Source organism: Neorhizobium sp. T25_27 (genome assembly GCF_002968565.1).
In the GTDB taxonomy this organism is placed as follows: Bacteria; Pseudomonadota; Alphaproteobacteria; order Rhizobiales; family Rhizobiaceae; genus Neorhizobium; species Neorhizobium tomejilense.
Map to the genome: position 1 here is coordinate 107,630 of NZ_PVBJ01000002.1, position 25,104 is coordinate 132,733.

The 25,104-nt window shown below is 62.0% G+C and carries 24 protein-coding genes; 9 read left to right on the plus strand and 15 right to left on the minus strand.

Annotated elements, in window-relative coordinates:
* Positions 1 to 20: 20 nt before the first annotated feature.
* From C5J24_RS07255 to C5J24_RS07275, 5 genes are read right to left on the minus strand one after another with little or no spacing between them, the layout of a single operon-like run.
* Positions 21 to 1,727, minus strand: coding sequence for a methyl-accepting chemotaxis protein (locus C5J24_RS07255; RefSeq protein WP_105416899.1), 1,707 nt, complete (start codon positions 1,725 to 1,727; stop codon positions 21 to 23).
* 24 nt (positions 1,728 to 1,751) lie between these two features.
* Positions 1,752 to 2,267: a chemotaxis protein CheW gene (locus C5J24_RS07260; RefSeq protein ID WP_037080182.1), complete on the minus strand. Its 516-nt coding sequence runs from the start codon at positions 2,265 to 2,267 to the stop codon at positions 1,752 to 1,754.
* On the minus strand, positions 2,264 to 4,276 hold the full coding sequence (locus C5J24_RS07265) for a chemotaxis protein CheA (RefSeq protein ID WP_105416901.1): 2,013 nt from the start codon (positions 4,274 to 4,276) through the stop codon (positions 2,264 to 2,266). The genes C5J24_RS07260 and C5J24_RS07265 overlap by 4 nt, the downstream gene beginning before the upstream one ends.
* Positions 4,273 to 4,641, minus strand: a complete 369-nt coding sequence (locus C5J24_RS07270) for a response regulator (RefSeq protein WP_046637913.1) — start codon at positions 4,639 to 4,641, stop codon at positions 4,273 to 4,275. Before C5J24_RS07270 ends, C5J24_RS07265 begins: the two co-directional genes overlap by 4 nt.
* Complete coding sequence (locus C5J24_RS07275) at positions 4,638 to 4,967, minus strand: hypothetical protein (RefSeq protein WP_105402238.1); 330 nt, start codon at positions 4,965 to 4,967, stop codon at positions 4,638 to 4,640. The genes C5J24_RS07270 and C5J24_RS07275 overlap by 4 nt, the downstream gene beginning before the upstream one ends.
* A 335-nt stretch (positions 4,968 to 5,302) precedes the next feature.
* Between C5J24_RS07275 and C5J24_RS07280 the strand changes: the two genes are divergently transcribed.
* The 6 genes from C5J24_RS07280 (at position 5,303) to C5J24_RS07305 (ending at position 12,549) form a co-directional block, all read left to right on the plus strand.
* Positions 5,303 to 7,036 carry a hypothetical protein gene (locus tag C5J24_RS07280; RefSeq protein WP_105416903.1) on the plus strand — a complete coding sequence of 578 codons (1,734 nt, stop codon included), beginning with the start codon at positions 5,303 to 5,305 and terminating at the stop codon, positions 7,034 to 7,036.
* Between the two features lie 176 nt (positions 7,037 to 7,212).
* Positions 7,213 to 7,620, plus strand: a complete 408-nt coding sequence (gene rbfA, locus C5J24_RS07285) for a 30S ribosome-binding factor RbfA (protein WP_046611492.1) — start codon at positions 7,213 to 7,215, stop codon at positions 7,618 to 7,620.
* Positions 7,621 to 7,632: 12 nt separating this feature from the next.
* Complete coding sequence (truB, locus tag C5J24_RS07290; RefSeq protein ID WP_105402240.1) at positions 7,633 to 8,562, plus strand: tRNA pseudouridine(55) synthase TruB; 930 nt, start codon at positions 7,633 to 7,635, stop codon at positions 8,560 to 8,562.
* 151 nt (positions 8,563 to 8,713) lie between these two features.
* Positions 8,714 to 8,983, plus strand: coding sequence for a 30S ribosomal protein S15 (gene rpsO / locus C5J24_RS07295; RefSeq protein ID WP_038547700.1), 270 nt, complete (start codon positions 8,714 to 8,716; stop codon positions 8,981 to 8,983).
* A 335-nt stretch (positions 8,984 to 9,318) separates the two neighbouring features.
* Entirely contained in the window at positions 9,319 to 11,451 is a 2,133-nt protein-coding gene (gene pnp / locus C5J24_RS07300; RefSeq protein WP_105402241.1) for a polyribonucleotide nucleotidyltransferase, read from the plus strand.
* Positions 11,452 to 11,541: 90 nt separating this feature from the next.
* On the plus strand, positions 11,542 to 12,549 hold the full coding sequence (locus tag C5J24_RS07305; protein ID WP_105416905.1) for a class I SAM-dependent methyltransferase: 1,008 nt from the start codon (positions 11,542 to 11,544) through the stop codon (positions 12,547 to 12,549).
* Between the two features lie 7 nt (positions 12,550 to 12,556).
* Here the strand turns inward: C5J24_RS07305 and C5J24_RS07310 are convergent, their stop codons facing one another.
* The 5 genes from C5J24_RS07310 to fabA form a co-directional block, all read right to left on the minus strand.
* Entirely contained in the window at positions 12,557 to 12,952 is a 396-nt protein-coding gene (locus tag C5J24_RS07310) for a type II toxin-antitoxin system HicB family antitoxin (RefSeq protein ID WP_105416907.1), read from the minus strand.
* Positions 12,949 to 13,143 carry a type II toxin-antitoxin system HicA family toxin gene (locus C5J24_RS07315; RefSeq protein ID WP_105402244.1) on the minus strand — a complete coding sequence of 65 codons (195 nt, stop codon included), beginning with the start codon at positions 13,141 to 13,143 and terminating at the stop codon, positions 12,949 to 12,951. The genes C5J24_RS07310 and C5J24_RS07315 overlap by 4 nt, the downstream gene beginning before the upstream one ends.
* 79 nt (positions 13,144 to 13,222) lie before the next feature.
* A complete protein-coding gene (fabI, locus tag C5J24_RS07320) occupies positions 13,223 to 14,029 on the minus strand; it encodes an enoyl-ACP reductase FabI (protein ID WP_105417622.1) in 807 nt (268 codons plus the stop codon).
* A 4-nt stretch (positions 14,030 to 14,033) separates the two neighbouring features.
* Positions 14,034 to 15,257, minus strand: a complete 1,224-nt coding sequence (gene fabB, locus C5J24_RS07325) for a beta-ketoacyl-ACP synthase I (RefSeq protein WP_046602824.1) — start codon at positions 15,255 to 15,257, stop codon at positions 14,034 to 14,036.
* Positions 15,258 to 15,304: 47 nt separating this feature from the next.
* Positions 15,305 to 15,820, minus strand: a complete 516-nt coding sequence (gene fabA / locus C5J24_RS07330) for a 3-hydroxyacyl-[acyl-carrier-protein] dehydratase FabA (RefSeq protein ID WP_037080143.1) — start codon at positions 15,818 to 15,820, stop codon at positions 15,305 to 15,307.
* 316 nt (positions 15,821 to 16,136) lie between these two features.
* Here fabA and irrA point away from each other — a divergent pair, with 316 nt between their 5' ends.
* Complete coding sequence (irrA, locus tag C5J24_RS07335) at positions 16,137 to 16,553, plus strand: iron response transcriptional regulator IrrA (protein WP_105417624.1); 417 nt, start codon at positions 16,137 to 16,139, stop codon at positions 16,551 to 16,553.
* Positions 16,554 to 16,558: 5 nt separating this feature from the next.
* Here irrA and C5J24_RS07340 read toward each other — a convergent pair whose 3' ends face one another.
* Complete coding sequence (locus C5J24_RS07340) at positions 16,559 to 17,215, minus strand: trimeric intracellular cation channel family protein (RefSeq protein WP_046637907.1); 657 nt, start codon at positions 17,213 to 17,215, stop codon at positions 16,559 to 16,561.
* Between the two features lie 116 nt (positions 17,216 to 17,331).
* Here C5J24_RS07340 and C5J24_RS07345 point away from each other — a divergent pair, with 116 nt between their 5' ends.
* The gene (locus C5J24_RS07345; protein ID WP_105402248.1) at positions 17,332 to 17,808 is read left to right on the plus strand and encodes a hypothetical protein; all 477 of its coding nucleotides are present in this window, start codon (positions 17,332 to 17,334) and stop codon (positions 17,806 to 17,808) included.
* 17 nt (positions 17,809 to 17,825) lie between these two features.
* On the opposite strand, the gene C5J24_RS07350 is transcribed toward C5J24_RS07345, so the two are convergent.
* The 4 genes from C5J24_RS07350 to C5J24_RS07365 all read right to left on the minus strand — a co-directional run bounded on the left by C5J24_RS07350 (position 17,826) and on the right by C5J24_RS07365 (position 24,314).
* A complete protein-coding gene (locus C5J24_RS07350) occupies positions 17,826 to 18,614 on the minus strand; it encodes a YdcF family protein (protein WP_105402249.1) in 789 nt (262 codons plus the stop codon).
* 18 nt (positions 18,615 to 18,632) lie between these two features.
* The gene (locus tag C5J24_RS07355; RefSeq protein ID WP_046602828.1) at positions 18,633 to 19,349 is read right to left on the minus strand and encodes a YoaK family protein; all 717 of its coding nucleotides are present in this window, start codon (positions 19,347 to 19,349) and stop codon (positions 18,633 to 18,635) included.
* Between the two features lie 110 nt (positions 19,350 to 19,459).
* On the minus strand, positions 19,460 to 20,668 hold the full coding sequence (locus C5J24_RS07360) for a TIGR03862 family flavoprotein (protein ID WP_105416909.1): 1,209 nt from the start codon (positions 20,666 to 20,668) through the stop codon (positions 19,460 to 19,462).
* Positions 20,669 to 20,687: 19 nt separating this feature from the next.
* Positions 20,688 to 24,314 carry a hydantoinase B/oxoprolinase family protein gene (locus tag C5J24_RS07365; RefSeq protein ID WP_105416911.1) on the minus strand — a complete coding sequence of 1,209 codons (3,627 nt, stop codon included), beginning with the start codon at positions 24,312 to 24,314 and terminating at the stop codon, positions 20,688 to 20,690.
* A 203-nt stretch (positions 24,315 to 24,517) separates the two neighbouring features.
* Here C5J24_RS07365 and C5J24_RS07370 point away from each other — a divergent pair, with 203 nt between their 5' ends.
* The gene (locus C5J24_RS07370) at positions 24,518 to 25,102 is read left to right on the plus strand and encodes a TRAP transporter small permease (protein ID WP_046602831.1); all 585 of its coding nucleotides are present in this window, start codon (positions 24,518 to 24,520) and stop codon (positions 25,100 to 25,102) included.
* Positions 25,103 to 25,104: the final 2 nt, after the last annotated feature.

Below are 25,104 nucleotides of genomic sequence, written 5' to 3' on the forward strand. Positions count from 1 at the left end.
CCGGGACCGTTTCAATTCCTTCAGGCGCTTTCACGGAAGTCCGCGTCGTCGGCATCCGGTCCGCCCATTGACATGTCGAGGGCAAAACCCTTGGCGCGGGCTTGCTGGCTGAGCACCGAATGATCAGCCTTGTGAGATGGCTGTCCCGCAGCGCGGCGCATCGGGGCCGGCTTGCCAATCGGCTTGTGGGCCGCAACGGTAGCCGGAGCCCGCTTGGTCGGCTTTTTGCCGCCGGCCTGATCGACCCTGAAGAAGGCGATCGAGGCCTGCAATTCTTCGGCTTGCGAGGCGAGTTCTTCGGAAGTCGCCGACATCTCTTCGGAGGCGCCGGCATTCTGCTGGGTCACCTTGTCGAGCTGCTGGATCGCTTCGTTGATCTGCGAAGCGCCGATGTCCTGCTCGCGGCAGGCGGCGGAGATTTCTGAGACCAACTCAGCGGTCTTCTGGATGTCCGGCACCAGCTTGTTGAGCATCTCGCCGGCTTCCGTTGCGACCTGCACCGTTTCGCCCGAGAGCGCGCTGATTTCGGCAGCGGCAGCCTGGGACCGTTCGGCGAGCTTGCGGACTTCCGAAGCGACCACTGCAAAACCCTTGCCGTGTTCGCCGGCACGAGCGGCTTCCACCGCGGCGTTCAGGGCCAGAAGGTCCGTCTGGCGGGCGATTTCCTGGACGATCGAGATCTTCTCGGCGATCGTGCGCATCGCGCCGACGGCGCGGCCGACGGCCTGGCCGGAGGCTTCGGCATCACGCGAGGATTGGCGGGCGATCTTTTCCGTCTGCGCGGCGTTGTCGGCGTTCTGCTTGATGTTCGACGCCATCTGTTCCATCGAGGCAGAGGCTTCTTCGGCCGAAGAGGCCTGTTCGGTCGCACCCTGGCTCAGCTGTTCCGAGCTTGCCGAAAGCTCCTGGCTGCCCGAGGAGACGTTGTCGGACGCGGCGAGCGCATCGCCCACGACGCCGCGCAGACGCTCGATCATCGTGTTGACATAGCCAAGCAGTTCGCCGATCTCGTCCTTGCTGGTGATCGAGGCAAACCTGGTCAGGTCACCGTCGGCGACGTTCTGAACTGCCGTTACAGCATTGCGCAGACCCCTGTTGATCGAAAGCGCGATCCAGAGCGCGGCCAGCACGGCGATCAGGAAAGCGACGCTGGCGACCGAGATCATGATCAGGCGGGTCTGGGCGTAATCCAGATCGGTCTGTTTGTCGGCCTCACTGAGGCGGCTTTCCTCGAGCTTGACTACATCCGAGAGCAGCGTGTCGATGTCGTTGGTGACAGCGCGGGCCTCATTGTTGGAAATGTGCAGCGCGGAGGCTGTGTCGCCGCCGAGCATGGAGTTGCGGATCCGGTCGTCCTGCTTGCGGAATTCTGCCGTGAAGCCGCCAAGCTTCGCCCACAGAGCCTTGCCCTGCTCGGTTGCACGGGCTTCAACCGCCTTGAGCGTCTCGTCGAAAGTGCGTCGAGCCTCATCGCCCTTGGCGATATATCCCTGCATCTCTCCAGGATTTGCAGCCAGGAGCAGGTTCTTCTGCTGACGGGTCTGCTGGAGCTGCTCGTTGTTCAGGTTCTGGGCCAGTTTCAGGCGCAGGGCCGGCCCCTGCAGCACATTCTCGAGCGTGTCGTTCATGTTGCCAAGGCTGACGATGCCGTAGGCGGCGGTCGCGAGCAGCATGATGATGATGAAACCGAATGCTGAAGCCAGCTTAAGCTTGATCGAAGCGTGCATTTTTTTCGTCCATCGAAAGGGTGATCAACCGTGGGAAGCCCCGGTCGCGGAATGGTCGTGTTGGGCGGAGAAGATCGCCTGGAGATTGGGGAGAATGATGAACTCCGCCCCCCGCTTGACGAGGCAATCGATGAAATCCGGCCGCCAGCGCATGCCCACGCTCGGCGGCGGTTCGCCGGCGGCGCGGAGCAGGGTGGTGACCTCATGCACTTTGTCTGTACGGATGCCTGCAAGAACCGGCTCGCCGCCGATGTTGATCGCGATGACGATGATCCGGCTGTCGATCGTCGGCTTCGTTGCTTCCATGCCGAATGCGAGCCGGATGTCGGCTAGCGGAATGACCTTGCCGCGGAAGTTGATGACGCTGCCGACAAAGGCTTTTGCGCCGGGAACCATGGTCTCGGGCAGGAGATCGAGGATTTCCTGTACGCTCACGGCTTCCAGCGCGAACATCTCGCCGGCGATGTCGAATGTCAGGACTTCCAGCTCGTCGCGGCCGCCCCAGAGGTTTTCGGAGATCTTTCTGACTGCTTCGTTCATCCGGCCGCGCGCAGATGCGCCTCCTGTTGTTGTCCTTCGGCCACGAGATGGCCGACATCGAGGATCAGCGCCACGTCCCCGTCGCCGAGGATGGTCGCACCCGAGAAGGTGGCGACGTCATGGTGCAGCTTCGACATTCCCTTGATGACCGTCTGGTGGTCGCCGATGATCTGGTCGACGACCAGGCCCACCCGTTCGGAACCGGTCGAGATGACGACCACCTTCTGGAAGGGATCGGGCTTGGTGCCGGTGCGGAAGAGGTCGCGAAGCCTGAGGAAAGGCACCAGACTGTCGCGCAGCGAGATGAAGCTGCGGCCGCGCGAGCGCATGTCTTCTTCGATCGGGAGCTCGAGGCATTCCTCTACCGCCGAAAGCGGAATGACATAGCGGCCGTCGCCGACCCGCACGAGCAGTCCGTCGATGATCGCGAGCGTCAGCGGGATGGCGAGCGAGATCTCTGAACCCTTGCCAACGTGGCTTGTGACGTTGATCGTGCCGCGCAAAGCGTCGATCGTCCGCTTGACCACGTCCATGCCGACGCCGCGGCCGGAGAGGTTGGTGACCGTCTGGGCCGTCGAGAAGCCGGGCTGGAAGATCAGCTGATAGAGTTCCTGGTCGGTGAGGTTGGCATTGGATGCGATGAGACCGGAGGATTCCGCCTTGGCCCGCACCCGCTCCTTGTTGATGCCGCGGCCATCGTCCTTGATGGTGATGATCACTTCGCCGGCCTGCTGGCGGGCGGTGAGCAGGATATGGCCCGCCTCCGGCTTGCCGGCGGCACGCCGTTCCTCGGGTGTCTCGAGACCGTGGTCGCAGGAGTTGCGCACGAGATGCACGAGAGGATCGGCAAGGCGTTCGATCACGCTCTTGTCGACTTCCGTCGTTTCGCCCTCGGTCAACAGCTCGATCGTCTTGCCGGTTTCACGCGCCAGATCGTGTACAAGCCGGCGGAAGCGGCCGAACAGCTGGGTGACCGGCACCATGCGCAGCACCATCATCGTATCCCGCAACTCGCCGGACAAGCGTTCCACGTCTTCCGAGACGGCCCGCAGCTGCAGGTCGCCGCTGCCGCCTGCAAGCTGGCTAAGGCGCGACTGGGCGATCACGAGCTCGCCGACGCGGTCCATCAGCTCGTCGAGCTTTTCGGCCGGTACACGGACGTTTTCAGAGGTCTTTTTCTGCTTTGCATCGACGAGTGCCGGAGCGGTCGGTGCAGGGGCTGGGGCGGTCGGTGCCGCTGCAACGGCCTGGGCTGCCGGGGCAGGCAGGGCTTCGGCGATAGGGGCTTCGGTCTTGGCCGGCGTGCCGGCGGTGAGCGGAGGCTCCACCGTGACGACGTCGAGCTGCATTTCGTCCATGACGAAGATGAACACGTCGTCGATCGCCGAACGCGGTTGGGTGGTCACGAGCTCGACTTGCCAGGAGACATGAAGATCGGTCGGGGCGAGAAGTTCGAGCGATGGGATGGCGGACCGGTTTGCCACGATCTCGCACTCGCCGAGCTCGCGCAGTTCGTCGAGAAGCGGCAGCGGATTGGTGCCGTTTGCCATCGCGTTCTGCGGCAGGCTGAAGCGGATCTTGAAATGGTTGCGGCCCGGCGTAGCCTTGGCGAGGCTGGCCGCGCCCGGGCTGTTGGCGCCATCGACGGCGGCGCGCAGATTGGCGAGAAGCGCTTCGCCCGTAGCCTCATGGTCGCCATTCGGCGTGTCGACTAGGGCACGCATGTGGTCCTTGGCTTCCAGGACCGCGGTGACCAGTTCCCGGGTTGCCGGAACTTCGCCCTTGCGAACGCGGTCGAAGGCCGTCTCGCAGTGATGGGTGAAGGCGGCAAGGGCATCGAAGCCGAACATGGCTCCCGATCCCTTCAACGTGTGGAGGCCGCGGAAGACCGCGTCCACCTGATCCTTGTCACCGAGGTTTACATTCAGGTCGAGAAGCCCTGCTTCGATCAGTTCCAGAAGCTCGGCCGCTTCTGTCCTGAAAACCGCGATAGGATCGGGAAAACTCATCTGCCAAGTACCTTCCGAACGATCTTGACCAGGCTTTCCGGGTCGAATGGTTTGGTGAGCCAGCCGGTGGCACCGGCGGCCTTGGCTTCCTGCTTGATGTCGCTGTCGGATTCCGTCGTCAGGAAGATGACCGGAACGCCCATATGGGCCGGCATCTTGCGCAGTTCCCGGATCATCGTCAGGCCGTCCATGTTCGGCATGTTGAGATCGGTGACGATCAGGTCGAACTGGCCGGCCTTGAGCTTGGCAATGCCGTCCAGTCCATCGACTGCCTCGGTGATCTGATATCCGGCATTGCTGAGGGCGACGCGCGTCGTCAGCCGGATGCTGGCGGAATCGTCGACTGTTAGGATGCTGGCGCTCATTGAATACCCCCTTGATGAAGCCAGAATTTCAGGTCTTCAGCAGACATCCCTTCGAGGAAGCCGCTGCGCTTCAGAACATCGAGCGTCGAGCCGCTGGCGGGACGGGCCAACGCGATGTGCTTTCCGGCTGTATCGGCATGAATGCGTGCCGCTTCCATGAGCTGGATGAAGCTGATGTCCACCTGGCAGTCATCGTCGAGTTCGATGGTTGCGGAGGCGGTCTTGTCGAGAAACTGCAGCATTTCCTGCTGGACGATGGTGATCGCGCGAACCGTCAGGTTCTGCGGCAGGCGAAGGCAATCTTCTTTAACATCGGAAGCAGGCATTCTTACCTCAACGTAATTCCGAAAGAGCTGAAATAGCTGGCAGAATTTGGACTTGCATCGTTAATGGGGAGTTAATCGCGTATGGCGACTTTTCGCGAAACAATACTTATAGGTTGTATTTTGGCCCACCGAGGAGGCGGAAAAATTAACCACAAGTCGCAAATGAGACCGCGGATTCTGCGAGAATTAACCCCTGGGCGCTCACAGTCCCTCTCGCACGGGACAAACCGTATCGGCGACTTGCCGATGCGGGCCGTCCCAAAACAATACAGACGAGTTCATCGTCGTTATCGTCAGCAGGCAGAGGTCCCGCGGGACCCGAAAGGTGAGGCAAAGTGGCTGTCAGGGCACCCATTTTTGACGTCGCAGACAATTCGACGGGCGTTCTGGTCTTTGTCGACCGGATGGAAACGGCACGGTCACGTATCGAGGAACGCTTTCTCGATGGCGGGGCTGCACTTCTGTCGATCCTCGACGTGCTGAACAAGCTGATCAGCTCTCTCGACCAGTTGACCGGTTCGCTGGATGAAGGAACGGCAAACGCCACGATGGCCGAACTGAAGAGCACGGTCGAGCGCCTGTCGCACCTGACCAGGCTCGAATCCGGACGCCAGATCGGCTTCCAGGAAATCGCCTGTGCCGAGCGCAAGCTCCGGCCCCAGATCGAAGAGATGCAAGAAACCCTGCGTTATCTGCGCACCTTCGCGGTGACCGCAAAGATCACCGGTGCCGGTATTGCCGATTTCGCCGGCTTCGCAGAGGAAATTCTCGCAAGAATCCAGGAGGGCTCGCGCCAGGTCAACGATCTGGCCGGCAAGCTGAGCACCCTCGGCCACGGCCTTGGACCGGTGATGGTCAAGGGGAAGGCGATCCTGGCACGCTACGATCAAACGGTGCCGCAGATCGTTGTCGGCCTCTCCAACGGCGCGGCGGAGATCGGCAAGCACCGCAAGCTGCTGGTCGAGCGCGCCGCGAGGGTGCGTACCGTTGCAGGCGGCATCCAGTCGAAGCTCGCCTCGACGCTGTCGGCCATGCAGGTCGGCGACATCACCCGCCAGCGCATCGAACATTGCCAGTCGGCCCTGCGCATCCTTTCCGACTATCTGGAGTCGCCTGCGGCCGCCAGGCTGACCGGCGACCAGCGCGAAAGCCTGTCGCTAATCATCCGCAAGCTCGTATCGTTGCAGCTCAATCAATCCGTCTCCGACTTCGATCGCGATACTGCAAAGATCGTTGCCATTGTCGCAAGCTTCCGGTCCGATCTGTCACAGATCGAGGCCCTGCGCGCGACGATGACCGACGCTGACAGCGGCGACAACGACAATGCGATCCGGCAGCTCGAGAGCGGCGTGGCCGCAGCTCGCGGTGCCGTGCGCGAAATCGAGGAGGTTGCCCACCACGCCGGTGAACTCAGCCGGTCGACCAGCGATACCGTCGGGGAACTTGTCGAGGGCATAGGCATCGTCAAGGTCGTGCGCACCGACATTCACTATATGGCGCTCAACACCAACCTGCGTTGCGGCAAGATCGGTGAGGAAGGCAGGGCGATCAATGTCGTGACCGCCGAACTGCGCAACTTCGCCGCGGTGCTCGACGAGACGGCCGAAAAGATCCTGATCGAACTCCAGACGCTTGAAATCGCTGCCAACAAGCTGACCAGCGTCCACGGCGAAGAGAGCGAACAAAGCCTCGACCAGCGTTTGGAAAACGCGCTTGAAAACATCCGCTCGGTCGGCGACCGGATGGATGCCCAGATGTTGGCACTCGGCGATCAGAGCAGGACGGCGGTCGGCGAGATGGATATCTCGCTCGCCCGGCTGAACTTCAACGCCGAGCTCGGCGAGGTGCTGCGCTCCTGCGCCAATGAGATGGAACTCGATGAAGACATCTTCGAAGCGCCGGGTCTCGAAGAAGCGCTTGCCGATGTCGGTGGCCGCATTGCCCGCCTTTATACAATGGTGAGCGAACGCGAGCTGCATGCCGCACTGCTCGGCACCCAGCCGCCGGTGGAAGCCGCTGCCGTCACGAACACCATGTCCGACGACGATATCGACGACGCTCTGTTCTGATCGGCCGTCACCTGCGGGAGCCGGGTTTGGGGGCTGCATCAGGCAGCCCGTCCTGTTAAGATAAAGCGAAGGCCGCGCCTTGACCTTTGGGCGCGCCTGGGTCATGTGACCGCCTTTGCTGACGCAGCGCTTGGAATACGGGACGAACCCCGCAAGTGCTCTAGAAGAGAAATAAAATGACCAAGGCATCATCCTCGGCGCCGTCTCAGCGCATGCTTCGCGTTGGCGAACAGGTCCGCGCCGCCATAACCCAGGTCCTCCAGCGCGGCGAAGTGCGCGACGACCTGATCGAGAAGACCGTAATCTCCGTGTCCGAAGTGCGCATGTCGACGGACCTGAAAGTCGCCACGGCCTATGTGACACCGCTCGGCGTGCCGGATCACGCGGCAGTCATCGAGGCGCTGAACCGCAACGCGAAATACATTCGCGGCCGTATCGGCGGCCAGCTCCGGCAGATGAAATACATGCCGGAAGTCCGTTTCCGCGACGATACCAGCTTCGATAACTACAAGAAGATCGATGAGCTGCTGCGCTCGCCGGAGGTCCAGCGGGATCTCGATGGCGGCAGCGAAGACAAAGAATAGTCAAGAGAACGCATGTCCAAACCCCGCAAACCAAAGGGCCGCCCGGTTTCCGGCTGGCTGATCCTCGACAAGCCGGTTGATTTCGGCTCGACCGAAGCCGTCTCCAAGATCAAATGGCTGTTCAACGCCCAGAAGGCCGGACACGCCGGCACGCTTGATCCGCTCGCTTCCGGCATGCTGCCGATCGCGCTCGGCGATGCGACCAAGACCGTGCCTTACGTCATGGATGGCCGCAAGATTTATGAATTCGCCGTCAGCTGGGGCGAAGAGCGCTCGACCGACGACCTCGAAGGCGAAGTCACGGCCGCTTCGGATATGCGTCCCGACGAGCAGTCCATCCGCGATCTGCTGCCGAAATACACTGGCACGATCAGCCAAATCCCGCCGCAGTTCTCGGCGATCAAGATTGCCGGCGAGCGGGCCTATGACCTTGCTCGCGATGGCGAGACGGTCGATATCCCTTCCCGCGAAGTGGAGATCTTCCGGCTGACGCTGCTCGGCGTCACCGCGGACAAGGCGCATTTCGAGGTGGAATGCGGCAAGGGCACTTATGTGCGTGCGCTCGCCCGCGATTTCGGCCGCGATCTCGGCTGCTATGGCCATATTTCCGAACTGCGCCGCACCTTCGTCGCACCGTTCGCCGAGGAAAAGATGGTGCCGCTCGCCGATCTCGTGGCGCTTGAGGAGATCGAGGACCGCGACGAACGCCTGGCGGCGCTCGACGAGTTCCTGATCGATACCGCCGAGGCGCTGTCCAGCCTGCCGCACCTGCCCGTCACCGACGATCAGGCGCATCGGCTGAAAATGGGCAATCCGGTCATCCTGCGCGGCCGCGATGCGCCGCTTGCTGAGGCGGAGGCCTATGCGACGGTGCGCGGCAAGCTGATCGCCATCGGCGAGATCGGCCAGGGCGAATTCCGGCCGAAGCGGGTCTTCGGCTGATCGGCGGACGCCTCTTCCAATTGCAACGTGAATGGTCTATAGGCAGCGCCAGCATCAGGAGCCTATAGGCATCCTACTGCATTCATGGCCGAAGCTGAACGACATCTCGGCTTCTGGCGTCTCGTTCTCCTCTTTACGAAAGGATCGTAAGATGTCGATCACTGCCGAGCGCAAGACTGCGCTGATCAAGGAATATGCAACCGTCGAAGGCGACACCGGTTCTCCGGAAATTCAGGTCGCAATCCTGACGGAACGCATCAACAACCTGACGGGTCACTTCAAGGATCACAAGAAGGACAACCACTCGCGTCGTGGCCTTCTGACCATGGTTTCCACCCGTCGCTCGCTTCTTGATTATCTCAAGAAGAAGGACGAGGCCCGTTACAGCAAGATCATTGCTGCTCTGGGTATTCGCCGCTAAAAATTTCCGGCGGGCGCTCTTGGGGCGCCTGCCGGTTCTTTATTCGGGCCAAGGTCCGATGAAATGTTTGCGCTACGCCCTAGTTCGCGTGGTGACTGCCCGCAGACCCGGATGGGCCGGATCTGCCAAACAAACCGTTGACCTGTCATGGGGCAGGATTGCCGGATGCTTTCGGCCAAAGCCCTCGGGGCTTTAGCCGCGGCTCCTTTTCCAGGATGCCGGTGATGCAAAGCCTCCCGTTGTCTTGCCCATGATGTGTCACATTGATTGCGGTCGACTGTGCGCTGCGCCCGATATCGGCGATGCGTGTGCTCCCGCATTGAAGGACAAGACATATGTTCAATACTCATTCCGTCGAAATCGAATGGGCAGGCCGCCCGCTGAGGCTGGAAACGGGCAAGATCGCCCGCCAGGCTGACGGCGCTGTTCTCGCGACCTACGGCGAGACCGTCGTTCTCGCGACCGTCGTTTCCGCCAAGGCTCCGAAGGCTGGCCAGGATTTCTTCCCGCTCACCGTCAACTACCAGGAAAAGACCTATGCCGCCGGCAAGATCCCGGGAGGCTATTTCAAGCGCGAAGGCCGCCCGTCGGAAAAGGAAACGCTGGTTTCCCGCCTGATCGACCGTCCGATCCGCCCGCTCTTCCCGGAAGGCTACAAGAACGACACCCAGGTCGTCGTTACCGTCGTGCAGCACGACCTTGAGAACGATCCGGACGTCTTGTCGATGGTTGCGGCTTCCGCGGCGCTGACTCTCTCCGGCGTTCCCTTCATGGGCCCGGTTGGCGGCGCTCGCGTTGGTTACATCAACGGCGAATACGTTCTGAACCCGCATCTCGACGAGATGGACGAGTCGGTCCTCGACCTCGTCGTCGCCGGTACGGGCGATGCCGTTCTGATGGTTGAATCCGAAGCCAAGGAACTCAACGAAGACATCATGCTCGGCGCCGTCATGTTCGGCCATCGCGGTTTCCAGCCGGTCATCGACGCGATCATCAAGCTCGCTGAAGTTGCTGCCAAGGAACCCCGCGAATTCGAACCGGAAGACCATTCCGCGCTCGAAGCCGAAATGCTCCAGCATTTCGAAGCCGAGCTTCGCGAAGGCTATAAGATTACCCAGAAGGCCGACCGTTACGCGGCCGTCGACGCCGTCAAGGCGAAGGTGAAGGCCCACTTCTTCCCCGAGGGTGTCGAGCCGAAATACAGCGCCGAAGTCATCGGCGCCGTCTTCAAGCACCTGCAGGCCAAGATCGTTCGCTGGAACATTCTCGACACCAAGAGCCGCATCGACGGCCGTGATCTCGAGACCGTCCGCCCGATCGTCTCGGAAGTCGGCATCCTGCCGCGCACCCACGGCTCTGCCCTCTTCACCCGCGGCGAGACCCAGGCGATCGTTGTCGCCACGCTCGGCACCGGCGAAGATGAGCAGTACGTCGACAGCCTGACCGGCATGTATAAGGAGCGCTTCCTGCTCCATTACAACTTCCCTCCCTACTCGGTTGGTGAAACCGGCCGCATGGGCTCCCCGGGCCGCCGCGAAATCGGCCATGGCAAGCTCGCATGGCGCGCCATCCGTCCGATGCTGCCGACTGTCGAGCAGTTCCCCTACACGCTGCGCGTCGTCTCCGAGATCACCGAGTCTAACGGCTCGTCTTCGATGGCGACCGTCTGCGGCACCTCGCTCGCACTGATGGACGCCGGCGTACCGCTGGCCAAGCCGGTTGCCGGCATCGCCATGGGCCTCATCCTCGAAGGTGAACGTTTCGCGGTTCTATCCGACATCCTCGGCGACGAAGACCACCTCGGCGACATGGACTTCAAGGTCGCGGGTACTGCCGACGGCATCACCTCGCTGCAGATGGACATCAAGATCGCCGGTATCACCGAAGAGATCATGAAGGTCGCACTCGGCCAGGCACAGGGCGGCCGCAAGCACATCCTCGGCGAGATGGCCAACGCTCTTTCCGAAAGCCGTGGCCAGCTGGGCGAATTCGCACCGCGCATCGAAGTGATGAACATCCCGGTCGACAAGATCCGTGAAGTCATCGGTTCGGGCGGCAAGGTCATCCGCGAAATCGTCGAAAAGACCGGCGCCAAGATCAACATCGAAGACGACGGCACCGTCAAGATCGCTTCGTCTTCCGGCAAGGAAATCGAAGCGGCCCGCAAGTGGATCCACTCGATCGTTGCCGAGCCGGAAGTTGGCGCTATCTACGAAGGCACGGTCGTCAAGACCGCCGACTTCGGCGCTTTCGTGAACTTCTTCGGCGCCCGCGACGGCCTCGTGCACATCTCGCAGCTCGCCTCCGAGCGTGTTGCCAAGACCCAGGACGTCGTCAAGGAAGGCGACAAGGTCTGGGTCAAGCTGATGGGCTTCGACGAGCGCGGCAAGGTTCGCCTGTCGATGAAGGTCGTCGACCAGGCCACCGGCCAGGAAGTCAAGAAGGCCGAAGGCGAAGCCGCCGAATAAGGCCTTCTTCCTTCCGAGACATCGAGGCGCGGAAGCTCTTCCGCGCCTTTTGTTTATCTGCTGTCACGAGACGAACCGACGAGACTAGCCATGAGCCGAGACGCCCTGAAAACCCTGTTCCACCCCTTCGACACCGAGGCTGTTCCGATGCCCGGCGAAGGCGAGCGTGTGCTCTTCCTGGGCGCCGAGGCAGGCAATGCCATGCCCGAAGGGTTCGCGGCCGAGGTCACAGCGGTGCAGCCGTTCCGACCGTTGTTCCGAGGCTTGCGCGAAGGCGCGTTTCCCGAGGCCGAGGGCGATAGCTACGACGTGGGGCTGGTGCTCTGCGGCAAGCATCGCGGCGAGAACGAGAACCGCGTTGCCGAGGCTCTGGAGCGCGTCAGAACGGGTGGCGTCATCATCGTGGCCGGCGGTAAGGAAGACGGCATCCAGCCGCTCCGCAACACGCTCCTGAAGCTCGGCATCGAACTCGACTACACTCCGAAATATCACGGCGTCGCGATATGGTTCGCCAGGCCCGCCAATGCCGATGCGGCGATCAAGGCGTTGAAGAAGTCGACCGTGGTGATCGACGCACGGTTCGAGGCAGCGCCCGGCATGTTCTCCCACGAGCGTGTGGATGCAGGCTCCGAACTGCTCGCAGGCCGTCTGCCGACCGATTTCGACGGCAACGCCGCCGACTTCGGCGCCGGCTGGGGTTATCTCTCGGTGATGCTGGCCGAAAAGTCGAAGCGCGTGAACCGCATCGATCTTTTCGAAGCCGATTATCAGGCACTGGAATTTGCTAAGCGCAATCTCGCGCGTAACTGCCCGGATCTCAACGCCCGTTTCTACTGGCAGGATCTCGGCGCCGAGCCACCGAAGGAAAAATACGACCTCGTCATCATGAACCCGCCGTTCCACGAGACGCAGGCGACGGATCCGGAACTCGGCAAGACGATGATCCGCACCGCCGCTGCGGCACTCAAGAACGGCGGTCGCCTGATGCTGGTCGCCAATCGCGGCCTGACCTATGAGCCGGTCCTGGCCGAAGGTTTCCGCCAAAGCGGCGAGACTTGCCGCAACGCCCGCTTTAAGGTTCTATGGGCGAAGAAGTAAGGCAGTCCTAAGCCGCCTCGATATCCTTGCGAGCGGCGCTGGCCAGGAAGGCTGAGCGCGTCAGCCCGCGCTCTTTTGCGACGGCGTCGATCGCGTCGAGCATGCCTTTTTCGAAAGTCACGTTGGCGCGGACGACGCGCGTATCATCCTCGATGAAGGGAATACGCGCCAGGAACGCGCCCTTGGAGAGTTCTGCGCGAATCTCGCTATGGGACATTAGTTCTTCATAGGAGGAGGGAGCCGGCAGTGCGTCATCTTCCGCCCAGAGCCGAAGCGCTTCGATCGCATTTGCAGTCAGGTCGTCCTCGATATCTGCTGCAGAAAAAACCGACGGCAGGTCGGGGAAGCTGATGCCGAAAGCGCTGTCGCTGTCTTTATGCACGAGCGCAATGAAGTATTTCATCGGTCTACCTCAACCCATCCTGCCTGCTTGGCAATCGCAAGGGCGGTCCCAACAGGCAGGTCTTTCTTCGGGTGCGGAACGATGATGGTTTGCGCACCCCTGCGGAGCTTGTGGTGTGAGCCTTTGATGGAGACGAGCTCGTAACCGTCGCGTTTCAACCTCGCGATGATCTTGTGACTGTTCCGCTCCACGGGCACACCTTTGCTATGCGAAGAACATAGCGCGGCCGAGATGAGGGATCAAGATACGCATTATTATGCGCATCTTGTTTTATTCCGAATCAGCGTTCCGCAGCCGGTCGAGGCTCGGCAGCGAGGTGATGTTGTAGCCGGCGTCCACGTAGTGGATTTCCCCGGTGACGCCGCGGGAGAGGTCCGAGAGCAGGTAGAGGGCCGAGCCGCCGATGTCCTCGATGGTCGCGGTGCGGCGCAACGGCGCGTTCTTCTGGTTCCAGGAATAGATCGCACGCGCGTCGGAAATGCCGGCGCCGGCAAGCGTGCGCACGGGGCCTGCCGAGATCGCGTTGACGCGGATATCGCGCGGGCCGTAATCGGCAGCGAGATAGCGTACCGAGCTTTCCAGCGCCGCCTTGGCAACGCCCATGACGTTGTAGTTCGGGATGACCCGCATCGAGCCGCCATAGGTCAGCGTCAGGATCGCGCCGCCGTCGATCATCAGGTCCGCCGCCCGTTTGGCGATTTCCGTGAAGGAGAAGCAGGAGATCACCATGGTGCGGCTGAAATTCTCGCGCGTCGTGTCGGCGTAGAGGCCTTTCAGCTCGTTCTTGTCGGAAAAGCCGATGGCGTGCACCAGGAAGTCGAGCTTGCCCCAGCGTTCCTTGATCGCCGCGAAGGTCGCGTCCACCGAGGCGATATCCTCGACATCGCAGGGCACGACGAAATCCGAATTGACCTCGGCTGCGAGCGGCTTTACCCGCTTGCCGAGCGCGTCGCCCTGGTAGGTGAAGGCGAGTTCCGCGCCCTGCGCGGCGACAGCTTTCGAAATCCCCCAGGCAATAGAGTGATTGTTGGCGACCCCCATGATCAGGCCGCGTTTACCCTGCATGATTTCGGTCATGGAATTACCCATTAAAGCGCTGGAAGACGAGCGTGGCATTGGTGCCGCCGAACCCGAAGGAATTGGAAAGAACCGTGTCGATCTTGGCGTCGTCGATCCGCTTGCGCACGATCGGAACGCCTTCAAATTCCGGGTCCAGGTTTTCGATATGGGCGCTTTCGCCGATGAAGCGTTCCTGCATCATCAGAAGGCCGTAAATCGATTCCTGCACGCCCGCGCCGCCGAGCGAATGGCCGGTCAGCGACTTGGTCGACTGGATATGCGGGATCTTGTCCCCGAAGACCTGGCGGATCGCGCCGATCTCCTTCGAGTCCCCGACCGGGGTCGAGGTGCCGTGGGTGTTGATGTAGTCGACATCGCCCTTCACGGTCGCCAGCGCCTGGCGCATGCAGCGCATCGCGCCTTCGCCCGACGGGGCAACCATGTCGTAGCCATCCGACGTCGCGCCGTAACCGACGATTTCCGCGTAGATCTTGGCACCGCGAGCTTTCGCATGCTCGAGTTCTTCGAGAACCAGCACGCCGGCACCGCCGGCGATGACGAAACCGTCGCGGTCGACGTCATAGGCGCGCGAGGCCCTGTCGGGGTCGTTGTTGTACTTGGTGGACATGGCGCCCATGGCGTCGAACAGGTTCGACATGGTCCAGTCGAGGTCCTCATGGCCCCCGGCGAACATCACGTCCTGCTTGCCCCACTGGATCATCTCCGCCGCATTGCCGATGCAATGCGCCGATGTCGAGCAGGCGGACGAGATCGAGTAGTTGACGCCGTGGATCTTGAACCAGGTGGCAAGCGTCGCGGATGCTGTGGACGACATCGCCTTCGGCACGGCGAACGGGCCAATCCGCTTCGGGCTGTTGTTCTTGATGGTGATCTCGGCGGCTTCGATCAGCGTGCGAGTGGAGGGGCCGCCCGAGCCCATGATGATACCGGTGCGTTCGTTCTCGCCGATGTCCTTGTCTTCAAGGCCGGAATCGGCGATCGCCTGTTTCATGGCGACATGGTTCCAGGCGCCGCCCTGGCTGAGGAAGCGCATGGCGCGGCGGTCCACCAATTCCGTCGGATCGAGCGTCGGCCGACCCCAGACCTGGCACTTGAAGCCGTGCTCGGCGAAATCGGGAGAGAAGGAAATGCCGGACTTTGCCTGACGCAAGGACTCTGTGACTTCGGCGGCGTCGCTCCCGATCGAGGATACGATACCGAGACCCGTTACAACTACCCGTCTCATCTCATCAAAACCTTTTCTGCTTGTTCTTCTTTGGCCGCGAAGCAGGATCAGGCGGCCTTTTCCTTCGACAGGCCTACACGAAGGTCTGTTGCCTGGTAAATGGTTTCGCCGTCCGCCTTGAGCCAGCCATCTGCGGTGCCAAGCACCAGACGACCGCGCATGACGCGCTTGAAGTCGATGCCATACTCGAGCAGCTTGGTGTCCGGACGGATCATGCCCTTGAACTTCACTTCGCCGGTCGACAACGCCATGCCGCGTCCGGGCTCGCCGAGCCAACCGAGGAAAAACCCGGTCAATTGCCACATGCCGTCAAGGCCAAGGCAGCCCGGCATGATGGGATTGCCTTCGAAATGACAGGGAAAATACCAGTCGTCGGGCTTAACGTCGTATTCGGCGCGAAGATAACCCTTGTCGAAGGCCCCGCCTGTTTCCGAAATGTCGGTGATGCGGTGGACCATCAGCATCGGCGGCAGCGGAAGCTGCGCATTGCCGGGTCCGAACAGCTCGCCATGGGCGCAAGAGAGAAGTTCTTCGTAAGAGAAGCTGGACTGCCTGGGTGCCATAAATTTCCGTTCCCCCCGTTGAACCTTAGACCTTTTGTTTCAGCAGCTTTAGTGCAAGATCGGTCGGAATTGAAGCGTAACGATGAACTTGCGCTCCGCCTGGGGATGGCAGCCGAGCCACTGGAACATGCGTTTGTTCTGGTCCGCATATAGGAAGCTACAGGCGCAAACCAGAGGCTTGTAGCGAAATTGCGCGTTTTTGGCGCTCTCGCGTCAGGTATCCTGCGGAAACTGTTGAAAGTCCCCGCCGTAAAAGTTATATCCGAAAGTCAAGATACCTTATATGGGCGTGAAACGGCAGGAGCTGACGGGCAATATGGCAGAAGCCATGACGGACATCGAGACGAGACTGCGCCATTGCGGCCTGCGTCCGACGAGGCAGCGCGTTGCGCTTGCCGACCTGCTGTTCGCCAAGGGTGACCGCCACCTGACCGTCGAGGAACTGCACGAGGAAGCCACCTTTGCCGGTGTCCCGGTTTCGCTCGCGACCGTCTACAACACGCTGCACCAGTTCACCGAGGCCGGCCTTATCCGGGTGCTGGCGGTCGAAAGCGCCAGGACCTATTTCGACACCAACATTTCCGACCATCACCACTTCTTCGTCGAGGGTCGCAACGAGGTGCTCGACATTCCGGTCAGCAACCTGCAGATCGACAATCTGCCGGAAGCGCCGGAAGGCATGGAAATCGCCCATGTGGATGTGATCATCCGCCTGCGCGAAAAGAAAAGCTGACGCTTCTACTCTTTCCCTTTGTTTCCCCTCATAGCCTCGTCTTGCTCCCGGCCGGGCCGTGGCCTGTAGCGCGGCAATGTCCATCCGTAGTGGATCGCGCCGCCGCGAAGGCCGAAGGCCAGCGCCGCGCCGAGGCCCGAACTCGCGTAGAGCGGCAAGCCGAGCGCATTTGCCGCGGTAAACCCGCAGGCGCCTGCCAGCGCGGCAGTGATGTAGATTTCCGGCCTCAGCAGCACCGAGGGTTCGTTGGCGAGAAGATCGCGCAGGATGCCCCCGAAGGCAGCCGTCAGCGCCCCGGTGACGATTGCGATCGTCGGTGATCCGGTGGCGGCAAGCCCTTTTGCCGCGCCGAGCACGCTATAGGCGGCGAGCCCTACCGCATCGAACCAGATCAGCAGGCGATAGCGCCATTCCACCCGATGCGCCGTGCAGAAGACGAAAGCACCGGCAATCACGCAGATCAGGATATAGGTCGGATCGAGCACCCAGAAGACCGGCATTCGTCCGAGGATGATGTCTCTGAGCGTGCCGCCGCCGAGCCCGGTGACCGCCGCGAAAAACAGGAAGCCGACGAGGTCGAGTTGTTTTCGCGAAGCCGCCAGCGCGCCGGTCGCGGCAAAAAGTGCGATGCCGGCGTAGTCGAGGATCATCAGCAGTGACATGTCAGACCTTGTGATCCAGCGTCGCGCAAGTGCAGGCCGTTAGCATAACCGCCGATCGTTGCGTGCGTCACCCTTCCGCGCGTGCCGTGAACAGATGAATTTGCAGAGGTCGGCCTGTGAAAAAGCTCTTGATCATCGTCGTGCAGACGCTCGTCCTGGCGTTTGCGCCAACACTTGCTTTTGCTCAGCAGCCGCAGCGTTTCAGCGATCCGGAAATCTACGAGAGGGATTACTTCCGCAAGGAATGCAAGATCGTCGATTTCGGACCGGCCTTCATCAAGCGCTTCGATATCAACAATGACGGCATGATTGACCTCGTTTCCAACCAATCCGAGGTCACCTGCGACGGGGTCAAGGGACCGCGCTGCGCCAGTGAAGGCTGCCGCTACAATTTTTATGTCCAGATCAAGGAAGGCGGCTACGTGATGGTCGCCACCGCCCAGCTTTATAAATACGATTTCGTTCAGTATTTCGGCAACATGGTCTTTGAATTGACGATGCATCCCCGCTTCTGCGGTCGAAACGACGCCGCGCCCTGCGAAATGCGAGTTCGGGTGCGCGGCCTTGATTTCAATATCCTGTCGAAGAAATAGAACGGCCCGGAGATGGCTCATCCCGGAAAGATCCTGGCGATCCGCCCCGTGAGGTAATAGGCGGTCAGGCTCATCCACTCCCGCGCCGCGGTCGTCGCCAGCTGCGCATTCAGCGCCGGCTGGGTGAAATCCAGCGACGGGCGGACGATGCCGCTGGTGCGGTAGTCGACCGGCCACGGCGTGACCGTGATACCGGCCGCCCGGAACAGGCCCATCGAGCGCGGCATGTGGAAGGCCGACGTGATCAGCAGGCAGTTATCGAGCCCCTGAGCCTTGAGAAGCCCGGCCGCATTCACCGTATTCTCATAGGTCGTGCGGGACGCGTTTTCCTTCACCAGCCGATCGGCCGGGATGCCGAAGGCGGAGAAGAACCGTTCCGAAGCCTGCGCCTCGCCTTCATAGGCGCCGCTGATCGAACCGTCGCCGCCAGAAATCAGAATGCGTGCTTGCGGATGATTGCGGGCGAGCCGCAGAGCCTCCACGAACCGGTCGGCCGCCTGGTTGAGCTCGATGCCGCCGCGCACCGTCGTCACCTCGTTTTCCAGCACGCCGCCGAGCACGATCATGCAGGAAACCGCCGGTGGATCCTGGGTAGGCTTCGGAAAGCGATCTTCCAGCACCTGCAGCGCCACCGTGCCCGTCGTGGTAAAAAGCGTCAGGAACAGCACCAACCCGGTTAGGAATGCGGCTACCCCGCCGAGCCTGCGCCAGCCAACGAAGACCAGAAATGTGGCGAGAGCCGCGAGCAGGAAGGCAATCGAGAGAGGCTGGACAAACACCCAGAAGAGCTTGGAAAGCAGGAACATTAAAAACTTTCGGAACGATCAGGCGCGGCGGCGGGCGGAGACGATCGGCTGCTGGAAATGCAGGTGCAGCGGGCGCGGCAGAAGCGCCGTCGCCAATGCCACCGCAAGGGCCAGAACCGAAACAATCCAGAGCGCATGGCTGCCAGCATATTTCGTCAAAAAAGCGCCGGTCACGGCACCGCATGCCATTCCGGTCCAGGGCACCGTCTGGATCAGCCAGCCGGTCGGGTTGCGGTCGCCGATTAGCCAGCGGCCGATGCCCCGGCCGAAGCGGGAAAGCGCGCCGGTCACATAGGTGAGGCCGATCGGCAGCCCTTCGATATGCTCGACCGTCGCGTTGATCATGCCCATCGACAGCACGATCAGATAGAATTGAAGCCTCGGATAACCGGCCGTGGGAACGATGGAAGCTGCGGCCAGCAGGAGCGAAACGCCTGACAGCACGACGAAGGTGCGGCGCGCCGAAACCGTATAGGCAAGCACGATGCCGAGCGCGTTGCCGAGGATGAAGACCCAGAGCGCGATGAAGAGGATGATCGCATGGCTATAGTCGCCGTCGGCGAAGGAGATGGCCGCGCGGGTCGTGTTGCCGGTCATGAAGGACACGAAGTCGCCCGAGAGCAGCAGCCCCACCGCATCCGTCATGCCCGCCACGAAGGAAATCGCGGCAACGAGCGCAAGACCCGTCACGGTCCGCCGCCTGCGGATGATGCGTCGTCGTCTTTCCCTGGTCATGGAGGTCCTTTCCTCCGCGTAAATCTGCGCGAATCACGCCTCGAGGCGTTGATCCAGGACAATGTCGGATAACTAGGAAAGAAATCGCAAATCGAGCGCCGAAGCGAGTCCTATTGCGCGCCAAGCCACGCCTTGAGGCCGTTTGCCGCGGAGCGGCCCGTCGCGAGGCAGGCGGTCAGCAGGTAGCCGCCGGTCGGCGCTTCCCAATCGAGCATTTCCCCGGCGGCGAACAGGCCGGGAAGCGGCTTCAGCATGTAGTTTTCACCGAGATCGCTCCAGGCGATGCCGCCGGCGGACGAGATCGCTTCTGAAATCGGCCGGGGACGGAGAACCGGGATCTGCAGAGACTTGATCAGGCGCGCCAGTTTCTCAGGGGACACGCGGTTGGCGTCCGGAACAAGTTCCCGAAGTAGCGCAGCCTTCACGCCCTCCAGCGCTGCTCCCTTGCGCAGGCGGTTGGAGAAACTCGCCTTGGCATCCTGCCGGGCAAGGTCGCGGCCAAGTCGCTCCAGCGTGCGGCCGGGCGCGAGATCGACGGTCAATGCCGCTTGGCCTTGCGAGAAAAGCCGGTCGCGAAGCGCTGCCGAATGGGCATAGACCAGGCTGCCCTCGATCCCGTGTTTCGAGACCACGAATTCGCCCTGGAACGTGCCGGCGTCGGAAGTGGTCGAAACAGATTTCAGCGGCTCACCGGCGAAACGGTCGCGAAATGCCTCGCTCCAGGCGACATCGAAACCGCAATTGGCCGGCTGCAGGCCAGCGATATCAACGCCCTTGGCGCTCAGCCACGGCACCCAGGCGGCATCCGAGCCGAGCCGCGGCCAGCTGGCGCCGCCCAGTGCCACAAGAGCTGCATCGGGCCGGACGGTAACCGGCCCTTCCGGCGTTTCGAACCGGTACCCGTTTTCGGCAAACCCCACCCAGCGATGCCGCGTCCTGAGCGCCACGCCCTGCGCCTCCAGCCGCCGCAGCCAAGCGCGCAAGAGCGGCGAGGCCTTCATGGCTTTCGGAAACACGCGACCGGAGGTCCCGACGAAGGTTTCCGTGCCGAGACCCGCTGCCCATGCCCGCACGTCGTCCGGCGTGAATGCATCGAGGGCAGGGCGCAGGCGCGCGGAGGCGTTTCCGAATCGCTCCGCGAACTTTGAAAAATCTTCCGAATGGGTGATGTTCAGCCCGGACTTTCCGGCGAGCAGGAATTTCCGCCCGAAGGTCGGCATCGCCTCGTAGACGGTCACGGCATGGCCGGCAGCGGAGAGAACCTCCGCCGCCATCAGCCCTGCCGGGCCGCCACCGATGATCGCGATCTGCTTTGTCATGCCTCTCGGTTACGGCAGATCAGTCCGCTTTGCCATAGCCTCCGGCGGTCGGTGTCTGAACGGTCACCGCCTCGCCCGCCTCGATCACCGTCTGGGCGCAGCCGCCAAGCTCTTCGAGCGTGCCGTCGAGGCGCCGCACCGTCGTCTTGCCGAGCTCGCCGGTTTCGCCGCCGGCAAGCCCGTGCGGCTTGATCGTCCGGTGCGAGGAAAGGATGGCGCAATCCATCTTCTCGAGGAAACGGATGGTGCGCTTCGTGCCGTTGCCGGCCGAGAACATGCCCCTGCCGCCGGAATTGTCGCGGATGTGAAAATCTTCGAGCAGCACCGGATAACGGGTTTCCAGGATTTCCGGATCGGTGAGGCGGGAATTGGTCATGTGCACATGCACCGCATCCGTGCCTTCGAAACCGGTCCCGTCGTTGAACACGCCGGCCGGCGAGCCGGAGCACAGCGTCTCGTAATACTGGTAGGTCGCATTGCCGAAGGTGAGGTTGTTCATCGAACCCTGGCTTGCCGCCATGGCGCCGAGCGCGCCGAACAGCGCATTGGTCACATGCTGGCTGGTCTCGACATTGCCGGCGACGACCGCCGCCGGATATTGCGGCTTCAGCATCGATCCTTCCGGGACGATGATGCGGATCGGCCGCAGGCACCCCGCGTTCATCGGAATGGAGCTTTCGACCATGACTCGGAAGACATAAAGCACCGCGGCCCGGGTGACCGGTTCCGGCGCGTTGAAGTTATTCTTCTTTTGCGGGCTCGTTCCGGTGAAATCGACGGTCGCCTCGCGCTTGGCCTTGTCGACGGTGATTTTCACATTGATCACGCTGCCCTGGTCGGTCGGATAGGAGAATTCGGAATTTCCGAGCTTCTCGAGGACCCGGCGGACACTCTCTTCCGCATTGTCCTGCACATGGCCCATATAGGCCTGGACCACGTCCAGCCCGAACTGCGTGATCATCTTGCGCATCTCGTGCACGCCCTTTTCATTGGCGGCGATTTGGGCGCGCAGGTCGGCGACGTTCTGGGCGACGTTGCGGGCAGGGTAGGGATGGTTGGAGAGGAGATCGGTGATGCCGGCCTCGTCGAACCGGCCGCGATCGACGAGCAGCACGTTGTCGAACAGCACGCCCTCTTCATCGACGGTGGTCGCAAGCGGTGTCATCGAACCCGGCGCCGTACCGCCGACATCGGCATGATGGCCGCGCGAGGCGACGTAAAACAGGATGTTCCGGCCCTCGGCATCGAAGACCGGCGTGACGACGGTGATATCCGGTAGGTGCGTGCCGCCGTTATAGGGGGCGTTCAGCGCGAACACGTCGCCGGGGCGGATCCTGCCCTGGTTCTGAGCGATGACGCTTTCGACCGACCGGTCCATCGAGCCGAGATGCACCGGCATATGCGGAGCATTGGCCACCAGCGCGCCGTCCGCATCGAAGACGGCGCAGGAGAAATCCAGCCGTTCCTTGATATTGACCGAAGACGCGGTGTTCTGCAGCGTCACGCCCATCTGTTCGGCGATCGACATGAAGAGGTTGTTGAACACTTCGAGCAGCACCGGATCGGCCTGCGTGCCGATGGGCTTGGCGCGGGAGAGTTCCGCAACGCGCTTCAGAACAACGTGGTTCAACCCGGTGATCTCGAAAGCCCAGCCGTCTTCGACGACGATCGTCTGGTGCGGTTCGACGATCAGGCACGGACCGTTGGCACGCGAGCCCGGCTTGATGTCGGCGCGGCGGTAGACCGGCGCCTCCCGCCAAGCTCCGCCGGAGAAGAATTTTGTCTGTTCGGCGGCCTTTGGCGCGCTATTGTCCAATTCGAATTCAGGTTCGTCGGAATCGGCACCGCCCCCGATCGCCTCGACCTCATAGGCCTCGAAAATGATCTCGCGGTTTTCGAAGATGAAGCCGAACTGCTTCGTGTGTGCCGTCTCGAAGGCAAGCGTCATCTCTGCCGCATTGGCGAGAGTTACAGGCAGGGTGGTGTCGGTGCCCTGATAGCGCAGATGAGCGCGGTGCAGCACCTCGGTTCCGGATGCGGTCACGCCCTGCGACGCCATTTCTTCCAGCACGCTGGCAGTCAGATCGTCACGGATCGGTTGAAGAGTTCCCAGCGCGGCCGCAAGCTCTTGCGATACCGTGCGCTGGCGGCTGGCGCGGATGTCGGCAAGGCCCATGCCGTAGGCGGAAAGGATGCCCGAGAACGGATGGATCATGACCGTCGAGATGCCGAGTGCGTCGGCCGTCAGGCAGGCATGCTGGCCGCCGGCGCCGCCGAAGCAGGTCAGCACGTAATGGGTGACGTCGTAGCCGCGCTGGACGCTGATCTTCTTGACCGCATTCGCCATGTTCTCGACGGCGATCGCCAGGAAGCCGTCAGCCACTTCTTCCGGCGAACGGCCGTCGCCGATCGCCTTGGCCATGTCCTCGAATGCGGCGCGCACGGCATCCGCATCGAGCGGCTGGTCGCGGTTGGGGCCGAAGATCGCGGGAAACAGTTTTGGCGAGAGCTTGCCGAGCATGACGTTGGCGTCGGTCACGGTCAGCGGTCCGCCACGGCGATAGGCCTTCGGACCGGGATTGGCGCCAGCCGAATCCGGGCCGACACGAAAACGGCCATTCTCGAAATGCAGGATCGAACCGCCGCCGGCAGCGACTGTGTGGATCGACATCATCGGCGCGCGCATGCGAACGCCCGCCACTTCGGTTTCGAACGAGCGTTCCAGCTCGCCGTCATAATGGGAAACGTCGGTCGACGTGCCGCCCATATCGAAGCCGATCATCCGGTTGAAGCCCGCCAACCGCGAAGTCTCGACCGCCCCGACCACGCCGCCGGCAGGCCCCGAGAGGATCGCATCCTTGCCCTGGAACAGCCGTGCCGCAGTCAATCCGCCCGAGGACTGCATGAACATCAGCTGCGCGCCTTGGCTGTCGGCGACGTCGAGCCCGGTTCCGAGCTCGCCGGCAACCTGCTCCACGTAGCGGCGCAGGATTGGCGACAGATAGGCGTCGACCACAGTCGTGTCGCCGCGACCGACCAGCTTGATCAGCGGCGAGACCTCATGGCTGACGGAAACCTGGGTAAAGCCGATGTCGCGTGCGATATTCGAAATCAGCTGCTCATGCGCCGGGAAGCGATAGGCATGCATCAGGACGATCGCGACGGCGCGGAAGCCCGCGTCATACTGCTCCTGCAACTGGCCGCGGATCGTCTTTTCGTCCGGTGCCGCCTCGATCGTGCCGTCGGCGCGGACCCGTTCGTCCACCTCGACCACGTGCTTGTAGAGCAGCTCCGGCTTGATGATCTTCTTGGCAAAAATGTCGGCGCGGGCCTGATAGCCGATCGCCAGCGCGTCCCGGAAGCCGCGGGTCGTCACGAGCAGCGTGCGCTCGCCCTTGCGCTCCAGCAGCGCATTGGTGGCGACCGTCGTACCCATCTTCACAGCGCCGATCGCATCGGCGGGGATGGCGGCGCCGGCGGGCACGCCGAGAAGCTCGCGGATCCCCTGCACGGCGGCGTCGCGATAGGCTTCCGGATTTTCGGACAAGACCTTATGGGCGACGAGCGATCCGTCCGGCTTTCGGCCGACGATGTCGGTGAACGTGCCGCCGCGATCGATCCAGAAATCCCACTTAGCCTCGGTCATGTTCCGCCCCTCAAATCAAATTGCGTGCACTAACGAAAACATTTCGTCGATAAAACGTCAATGATTAGTTGACAGGAAAATGCACATTGAAGCATCATGCTTGCTGAACGGGCAGGAAGCCGCCAAGAGCTCCACCCGGATAACCGGCAACCGAGGGGAGCCGACCATGCCGTTTTCGAGATCCTGTAACGGGAGGGCCATCCATGTCCTCCGTTGATCCCCGCCACAGCATATTCCCGGATTGGCTCCGGAAGGTGCTGGATGGACTTTATCTGTTTTCCGGTTATCTCGCCGGGCTTTTTCTCGTCGCCATTTTCCTGATCATGCTGGGGCTCTCGGCCGGGCGCCCGCTCGATATCGACGTGCCGTCCGGTGACGACTTCGCCTCCTGGTGCATGGCCGCAAGCGCCTTCCTCGGCCTCGCCCACACGTTCCGCTCCGGAGAGATGATCCGTGTCGGATTGCTGATCGAGCGTTTCAAGGGTCGTCTGCGGCAGGTCATCGAAATTGTTGCCTTGGCCACGGGCACTGCCGCCGCGGTTTATTTCGCCTGGTTCGCCTATGATATGACGAAGACCTCCTGGCAGTTCAACGACCTGTCGCAGGGCGTCATCGCGGTGCCCTTGTGGATCCCGCAACTCGGCTTCTGCGGCGGCCTGATCATCCTCGCGATCGCCTTCGTCGACGAACTCCTCCATGTCCTTTTCGGCGGCTCGCCGCGCTATGAGAAACCGGAGCCGCAAACGGCCGAGGAAGTCATCGAGCGCGCCATGCAGAGCGGAGCGTGATC

Coding starts and splice junctions, on each gene's coding strand:
- C5J24_RS07255 (WP_105416899.1), bottom strand. CDS start 1,727: ATGCACGCTTCGATCAAGCTTAAGCTGGCTTCAGCATTCGGTTTCATC.
- C5J24_RS07260 (WP_037080182.1), bottom strand. CDS start 2,267: ATGAACGAAGCAGTCAGAAAGATCTCCGAAAACCTCTGGGGCGGCCGC.
- C5J24_RS07265 (WP_105416901.1), bottom strand. CDS start 4,276: ATGAGTTTTCCCGATCCTATCGCGGTTTTCAGGACAGAAGCGGCCGAG.
- C5J24_RS07270 (WP_046637913.1), bottom strand. CDS start 4,641: ATGAGCGCCAGCATCCTAACAGTCGACGATTCCGCCAGCATCCGGCTG.
- C5J24_RS07275 (WP_105402238.1), bottom strand. CDS start 4,967: ATGCCTGCTTCCGATGTTAAAGAAGATTGCCTTCGCCTGCCGCAGAAC.
- rbfA (WP_046611492.1), top strand. CDS start 7,213: ATGACCAAGGCATCATCCTCGGCGCCGTCTCAGCGCATGCTTCGCGTT.
- truB (WP_105402240.1), top strand. CDS start 7,633: ATGTCCAAACCCCGCAAACCAAAGGGCCGCCCGGTTTCCGGCTGGCTG.
- rpsO (WP_038547700.1), top strand. CDS start 8,714: ATGTCGATCACTGCCGAGCGCAAGACTGCGCTGATCAAGGAATATGCA.
- pnp (WP_105402241.1), top strand. CDS start 9,319: ATGTTCAATACTCATTCCGTCGAAATCGAATGGGCAGGCCGCCCGCTG.
- C5J24_RS07305 (WP_105416905.1), top strand. CDS start 11,542: ATGAGCCGAGACGCCCTGAAAACCCTGTTCCACCCCTTCGACACCGAG.
- C5J24_RS07310 (WP_105416907.1), bottom strand. CDS start 12,952: ATGAAATACTTCATTGCGCTCGTGCATAAAGACAGCGACAGCGCTTTC.
- fabI (WP_105417622.1), bottom strand. CDS start 14,029: ATGACCGAAATCATGCAGGGTAAACGCGGCCTGATCATGGGGGTCGCC.
- fabB (WP_046602824.1), bottom strand. CDS start 15,257: ATGAGACGGGTAGTTGTAACGGGTCTCGGTATCGTATCCTCGATCGGG.
- fabA (WP_037080143.1), bottom strand. CDS start 15,820: ATGGCACCCAGGCAGTCCAGCTTCTCTTACGAAGAACTTCTCTCTTGC.
- irrA (WP_105417624.1), top strand. CDS start 16,137: ATGGCAGAAGCCATGACGGACATCGAGACGAGACTGCGCCATTGCGGC.
- C5J24_RS07340 (WP_046637907.1), bottom strand. CDS start 17,215: ATGTCACTGCTGATGATCCTCGACTACGCCGGCATCGCACTTTTTGCC.
- C5J24_RS07350 (WP_105402249.1), bottom strand. CDS start 18,614: ATGTTCCTGCTTTCCAAGCTCTTCTGGGTGTTTGTCCAGCCTCTCTCG.
- C5J24_RS07355 (WP_046602828.1), bottom strand. CDS start 19,349: ATGACCAGGGAAAGACGACGACGCATCATCCGCAGGCGGCGGACCGTG.
- C5J24_RS07360 (WP_105416909.1), bottom strand. CDS start 20,668: ATGACAAAGCAGATCGCGATCATCGGTGGCGGCCCGGCAGGGCTGATG.
- C5J24_RS07365 (WP_105416911.1), bottom strand. CDS start 24,314: ATGACCGAGGCTAAGTGGGATTTCTGGATCGATCGCGGCGGCACGTTC.
- C5J24_RS07370 (WP_046602831.1), top strand. CDS start 24,518: ATGTCCTCCGTTGATCCCCGCCACAGCATATTCCCGGATTGGCTCCGG.